This window comes from Bradyrhizobium sp. PRIMUS42 (assembly GCF_023006515.1).
Taxonomy (GTDB): Bacteria; Pseudomonadota; Alphaproteobacteria; order Rhizobiales; family Xanthobacteraceae; genus Bradyrhizobium.
Map to the genome: position 1 here is coordinate 1 of NZ_JALBGZ010000592.1, position 3,888 is coordinate 3,888.

Annotated in this window: 7 protein-coding genes; 3 read left to right on the forward strand and 4 right to left on the reverse strand. The window is 65.2% G+C overall.

Going from position 1 to position 3,888, the window contains the following annotated elements:
• The 4 genes from MOV75_RS29960 to MOV75_RS29975 all read right to left on the reverse strand — a co-directional run.
• Positions 1 to 194 (reverse strand): LON peptidase substrate-binding domain-containing protein (locus tag MOV75_RS29960; protein ID WP_247007121.1); only part of this gene is annotated, 194 nt, incomplete at its 3' end.
• An 8-nt stretch (positions 195 to 202) separates the two neighbouring features.
• A complete protein-coding gene (locus MOV75_RS29965; protein WP_135161854.1) occupies positions 203 to 586 on the reverse strand; it encodes an Hsp20/alpha crystallin family protein in 384 nt (127 codons plus the stop codon).
• 232 nt (positions 587 to 818) lie between these two features.
• On the reverse strand, positions 819 to 1,385 hold the full coding sequence (locus MOV75_RS29970) for a ferritin-like domain-containing protein (protein ID WP_246922498.1): 567 nt from the start codon (positions 1,383 to 1,385) through the stop codon (positions 819 to 821).
• Positions 1,386 to 1,496: 111 nt separating this feature from the next.
• Entirely contained in the window at positions 1,497 to 1,703 is a 207-nt protein-coding gene (locus MOV75_RS29975; protein WP_246922500.1) for a hypothetical protein, read from the reverse strand.
• A gap of 88 nt (positions 1,704 to 1,791) precedes the next feature.
• Between MOV75_RS29975 and MOV75_RS29980 the strand changes: the two genes are divergently transcribed.
• The 3 genes from MOV75_RS29980 to MOV75_RS29990 all read left to right on the forward strand — a co-directional run.
• Positions 1,792 to 2,418: a MarC family protein gene (locus MOV75_RS29980; protein WP_246922502.1), complete on the forward strand. Its 627-nt coding sequence runs from the start codon at positions 1,792 to 1,794 to the stop codon at positions 2,416 to 2,418.
• 161 nt (positions 2,419 to 2,579) lie between these two features.
• The gene (locus MOV75_RS29985) at positions 2,580 to 3,227 is read left to right on the forward strand and encodes an L-fuculose-phosphate aldolase (RefSeq protein ID WP_246922504.1); all 648 of its coding nucleotides are present in this window, start codon (positions 2,580 to 2,582) and stop codon (positions 3,225 to 3,227) included.
• A 13-nt stretch (positions 3,228 to 3,240) separates the two neighbouring features.
• The coding region (locus tag MOV75_RS29990) for a chloride channel protein (RefSeq protein WP_247007122.1) at positions 3,241 to 3,888 on the forward strand (648 nt) is incomplete at its 3' end.

Genomic DNA, 3,888 nt, shown 5'->3' on the forward strand with positions numbered 1-3,888 from the left:
AGGACGATGCCGACCGGCCGCTGCTCGCGCAGCGCCTGCTGCGCGGCGGCGATGGACTTGGCACGGCCGATTGTGATCGGCGCGATGGCGCCGGGGAACAGCACCATCTCGCGCACGGGGATGACGATCAGCGCGTCGTCGGGGATCTTCACGTCGTTATTGGTCTGTTCGTTGTTCATCTGTTCGGTGGCCATGATCGACCTCAGGATTTTGCAAGGCGCAGCGCGACGCAGCCGTCCATCACGAAGCGGCTGATGGCGTAGCGGCCGAGGGGCAATGCAATGCGGCGCTCAAAACGCCCCTGCGGCAGCTCGAGCCGGTGGATGCGAGCGTTGCGGAGCTCCGGCGGAAGGGTGCGTTGACCGGAGATGACGAGCACGCCGTCATGGATGACCGTCTCGACATTGTCCGGATTGACGCCGGGGAGCGCGACCAGGATCAGCAGCTCGTGCTCGGTCTCGAGCACGTCGATCGGCGGCTCCCAGCAGGCTTCCTGGCGGCCGAACTGCTGGCGCAGCCGGTCGGCGCGGGTCAGCGAGTCCAGGGCTTCGGACAGCATCCAGTCGAGGGGATTTTTCGGTTGCATGATGCGGGACTCGGGGGTGGGGAAGCCTGCATATGGGGCTGGTTCCCGGGAAATCCAGCCCGGCGGCGCGCACGTGCCATGCAGGTCGTGCGATCCGAAAAGCAAACGCCGCGGCACGGCCCAAAAAAGCAAACGCTGCGGCATGGCCCAAAAAGGCAAACGCCGCGGCATGGCCCAAAAAGGCAAACGCCGCGGCATGGCCGCGGCGTTCTGTCATAGAGCGGGCACGGCGTCAGGCCGCGGCGCGGTACTCTTCCTCCGCTTCGAGGTTGATCACGGACGTCGCGAGCTCCGTCAGCGCGTGATCAGTCGCCTCTTCCTCGTCCAGCGTCGCCTGCAGCAGCCTTGCTGCGTCCGGCATGCCGAGCTCCTCGGCCCAGGTGCGCAGCGTGCCGTAGCGGGAGATTTCGTAATGCTCGACTGCCTGGGCGGCCGCGAGCAGACCCGCATCGAGCGCCGGTGCGCCCTTGAACTCCTTCATGATCTCGGCGCCCTCGTCGGTAATGCCGTTGATGGCTTCGCACGGCTTGCCGCGTGCAGGCTTGCCCAGCATCTTGAAGACCTGGTCCAGCCGCTTGACCTGGCCCTGGGTCTCGCGCAGGTGCTTGTTGAAGGCGGCGGCCAGCTCTTTCGAATGCGCTGCCTTCGCCATCTTGGGCAAGGTCTTGATGATCTTGTTCTCGGCGAAATAGATGTCCTTCAGCGTCTCCAGAAACAGGTCGCTGAGCATCTTCGGCGCCTGACGCGGCCGACGCGCCGCCGTCTTCTTGGTTGTGCGCTTCTTGGTTCGTTTGGCCATACATCCTCCTCTTGAGGTGACACGGGAAGGCCTCGCCCTCCTCAATCCTCAGGCGATCAAAGCCGTTTGATGAACGAAAGTTCCAAACCGCGACGCGCGCGTGGCGGTCGCTCAGGTCGGGCGCTTGTAGGGATCTTCCTGGCGCTGCCGCTCTTCCGTTGCGCGATCGAGCCGTGCGCGCTCGCCGCGGCGCAGGTGGCCGGCCTTCATCACGCCATAGATGAGGACCCCGCCGAGCACGAAAGCTCCGATGAACCAGAGCCAGAGCAGATTGGCCGAGAGCTGGCCAAGAAGCATTCCGATTCCACTATCGCTCATTGTCGTCTCCAGTGATTTGCAAAGCGGTGGCGCTGGGCTAAGTCTGCCCGGAAGCCATCGTTCCAGCGTCCGAGGACCACGCCGACACATGCTCGACTTCGCCCTGTCCGCCTTCGTGACGCTGCTGCTGGTGGTCGATCCGGTCGGCCTCGCGCCGGCCTTTCTGGCCGCCACCGGCGGCATGCCCGACAAGGTCAAGCGCACGATCGCGTTGCGGGCGCCGCTGATCGCCGCCTCGATCCTGGTGGTGATCGCGCTGGTCGGAAACTGGCTGCTGCGCCAGCTCGGGATCGGCATCCCCGCCTTCCAGATCGCCGGCGGGCTGCTGTTGTTCGGCGTGTCCTACCAGATGATCTTCGGCGATCGTCCGCATCGCGAGGCCCGCGAGGCCGACAAGGCGACGTCCGAGCACGCTTCCGACGTCGCGGTGTTTCCCCTGGCCATCCCCATGATGGCCGGCCCCGGCGCGATTGCGACCACGCTGCTCCTTTCCGGCGATGCCGGCCATGGAAGGAGGCTCGCGATCATCATCGCGGTCGTCGTCTCGGTCTGCCTGCTCTGCATGCTGTGTTTCGTCTCGGCTCAGCTGATCGCGCGCACCCTCGGGCGCACCGGAAATGCCGTGCTCTCGCGCGTCCTCGGCATGCTGCTCGCCGCCTATTCGGTGCAGTTCGTGATCAACGGGATTGCGGCCGTCCGGACCAGCCTGTCATAGGGCTGCGATATCAAGTGAATCCGTCGATTTTGCCGTCCGTTTCGCGGTTTGGCAGGAGCCTCGCCAATGCGGCACCGGATCCGGGCCGCTTTCGCTTGCACTGCCATGTTGCTTTGACGTACTTCGGGTCTAACAAGACCACGTCAGGAAACCGGGATGCGATGACTGCGGACGAGCTCGCCAAGAGACAGGCCATCATCGACGCTTGCCGGCGCATGAACGCGCTCGGCATCAACCAGGGCACCTCGGGCAATATCTCTGTCCGGCATGTGGACGGGCTTCTGGTCACGCCGACCAGCGTGCCCTATGAGGCCATGACGCCGGACCAGATCGTCTTCATGGCCATGGACGGCGCACACGCGCCCGATCAGAAGCCGTCGAGCGAATGGCGGTTTCATCGCGACATCCTGAAGTCGCGACCCGACGTCAACGCCGTGGTGCATGCCCATCCGACCTATTGCACCATCCTGGCGATCATGGGCATGGAGATTCCGCCGGTGCACTACATGATCGCGGCGGCCGGCGGCGACAGCATCCGCTGCGCGCCCTATGCGACGTTCGGAACCGTGGAGCTGTCCGACCATGCGGTGCGGGCGCTGGAGGGGCGGCTTGCCTGCCTGCTCGACCATCACGGCATGATCGCGATTGGCAAGACGCTGGACAAGGCGATGTGGCTGGCCGTCGAGGTCGAGACGCTGGCGCGGCAATATCACGGCTGCCTCCAGATCGGACAACCGCCGTTGCTTCCCAGCGACGAGATCGAGCGGGTCCGCCAGCGCATGGCCGGCTACGGCCTGTCGGAAGAATAGGGCAGGGCAAAAGGTGTTCGTGCGGATCAGGCATCTCGTTGATCGCAAGGGAACGAACCGGACCATGGTTCGGCTTCGCGCTCTCTTGCGCAGCAACGAGTTCTACCTGATCCCGCTCTCGCTGGTGATCGGCACGCTGGCCGGAGCGGTCGTGACGTTGATGGCCGAGATCGCGCAGATCTCGCATGTGGTGATCTACGGCATCCCCATCGACGTGCGCCTCTCGTCCAACGCCTATGTGAGTCCCTGGGCCGCGCTGCTCGCCCCTGCGCTCGGCGGGCTCGCGCTCGGTATCATGGAATGGTCGCGGCGGCGCATGAAGATTTCAAGCGCGGTCGACCCGATCGAGGCGAACGCGCTGCGCGGCGGCAATCTGTCGATGCGGGACAGCGTCATCGTGTCGAGCCAGACGCTGATCTCCAACGGCTGCGGCGCCTCGGTCGGCCTCGAGGCGGGCTATACCCAGATCGGCTCGGGGATCGCCTCGCTGTTCGGCAAGTTCTTCAATCTGCGCCGCAACGATCTGCGCCTGATGGTCGGTTGCGGCGCTGCCGCGGCGATCGCGGCGGCGTTCGGTGCGCCGATCACCGGTGCCTTCTATGCCTGTGAGCTGATCGTCGGCGTCTATTCGGTCGGCAGCGCGGCGCCGTTCCTGGCTGCC

Excerpts from the sequence above, each read along its gene's own strand:
- MOV75_RS29965 (WP_135161854.1), bottom strand. The coding sequence starts at position 586 with ATGCAACCGAAAAATCCCCTCGACTGGATGCTGTCCGAAGCCCTGGAC.
- MOV75_RS29970 (WP_246922498.1), bottom strand. The coding sequence starts at position 1,385 with ATGGCCAAACGAACCAAGAAGCGCACAACCAAGAAGACGGCGGCGCGT.
- MOV75_RS29975 (WP_246922500.1), bottom strand. The coding sequence starts at position 1,703 with ATGAGCGATAGTGGAATCGGAATGCTTCTTGGCCAGCTCTCGGCCAAT.
- MOV75_RS29980 (WP_246922502.1), top strand. The coding sequence starts at position 1,792 with ATGCTCGACTTCGCCCTGTCCGCCTTCGTGACGCTGCTGCTGGTGGTC.
- MOV75_RS29985 (WP_246922504.1), top strand. The coding sequence starts at position 2,580 with ATGACTGCGGACGAGCTCGCCAAGAGACAGGCCATCATCGACGCTTGC.